We start from the raw sequence: 1,329 nt of genomic DNA, 5'->3' as shown, positions 1-1,329 counted from the left end.
GATAAATACCATAGACAACTAAAGCGCCAGCTGCAGCAACCACTCCAACCGTCACCGCCACTCGAGTCCAATCGGTTTTCATAGCAGGATAATCTCGATTCAAGGAGTCAATCAATTGCCTTTCATAAGGACTATTAATACGCCTGTAATAAGCAATCATTCGCTGTCTAAAAGCATTAAAAATACGAGCCTGTCCTACTCGAAGGATTTGCCGATTGAGCGCCTGGACAGAAGCCACCCCAAAAGCACCATCCACCGAAAGGCGCTCTCCCAAATCATTAAGGGTGCGCTGCATTTCTTTGATGGCATTACCTCCAGCCGAACTTTTCATATCCGCTAAAATATCCGCAAGGGCTTGGCTCTGGATCAAGTCGCCTTGGATCTTATCCCAATACCTTACCTTGTAAATCTGCATGGCTTCAGTAATAGATAAGTTTTCCATTTCTGCTTTAGAGACCATACGCCCACGCCAGGCAATGAGTGTCGGAGCGGCGATACTTCGATTGGTACCAATCAAGGTCCCCACCCCGACTTGATTAGAAGACCAATTGCCCTTGTCGTTGTACAGATCCTGATAACCTGCAATAATACGCCGCCACCGTCGTTTGGTGGGCAGCATCCAACTGTTGAAACTAGCCATAGGAAGAGGTTTTTGAAGTGGTTTTGAAAAAGCAACAGCAACTCAAGCGCTTGGTGCTGGAGTTGCTGGAGTAGATTGGGCATAGAGCCAACGAAAGAATAAAAGGACAAGGAGCACAAGCAAAATAGGTTTGAGTAGGTCAAAGAGTTCTTGTGTAAAAGAAGGTTCTTTTTGCTCTTGACTCGACCACCACCAATAGCCCGTACTACCAGCACCTAATAAAAAAGGAAGTAATAAAAACATGGGTTTAGATTGTTTTAAGCGGCTGCAAGACTTGTCTGCAGTTGAGCTAAAGTAATGCTCTTTTGTTGGGTGTATCGAAGGAGCATTTGCTCGGTTCTATCTCCAAAAATGCCATCCTCTTCTAGTAGAGGAATGAAGGTTGGAGCGTGTTTTTGATGCTCTTGATTTAAGAGCTGTTGCAGCTGTCGCACTTGCTCTCCTTGACTGCCTTTTTTAAGAAGGAGGCTTTCAGGATTAGAGGTAGTTGTATTATTAGAGACAGCTGTCGGTTTGGATCCTGTTAAAAGGGTTCCTTTAAAAAGGCGATGTCGATAAAAATACAAGACAAGCAAGAGGACCAACAAACCAACGGCAAGGAGTGGTTTTTGATATTGGATCAGTTTTTCTTTCATGTTAAATGGGTTGATCTTGGTTTTCTCCTCCTGCTACTTCCAAGTTTTTGGCTT

At 44.2% G+C, this 1,329-nt stretch carries 3 protein-coding genes; all 3 read right to left on the bottom strand.

Translation table 11 applies throughout. The features are described 5' to 3' along the window. On the bottom strand, nt 1–526 hold a 526-nt coding region (locus CG11_RS29025), incomplete at its 3' end, for a glycosyl hydrolase 108 family protein (protein ID WP_231512851.1). A 156-nt stretch (nt 527–682) separates the two neighbouring features. Further along, nucleotides 683–883, bottom strand: coding sequence for a hypothetical protein (locus CG11_RS29020; RefSeq protein ID WP_052599928.1), 201 nt, complete (start codon nt 881–883; stop codon nt 683–685). Between the two features lie 14 nt (nt 884–897). Continuing rightward, a complete protein-coding gene (locus CG11_RS29015) occupies nt 898–1,275 on the bottom strand; it encodes a peptidoglycan-binding protein (RefSeq protein ID WP_052600238.1) in 378 nt (125 codons plus the stop codon). Between the last annotated feature and the right edge of the window lie 54 nt (nt 1,276–1,329).

Origin of the sequence: Aureispira sp. CCB-QB1, assembly GCF_000724545.1 — a bacterium.
Taxonomy (GTDB): domain Bacteria; phylum Bacteroidota; class Bacteroidia; order Chitinophagales; family Saprospiraceae; genus Aureispira.
The sequence above is the reverse complement of the archived record's forward strand: the minus strand, read 5'-3'. Positions and strand labels throughout refer to the sequence as shown.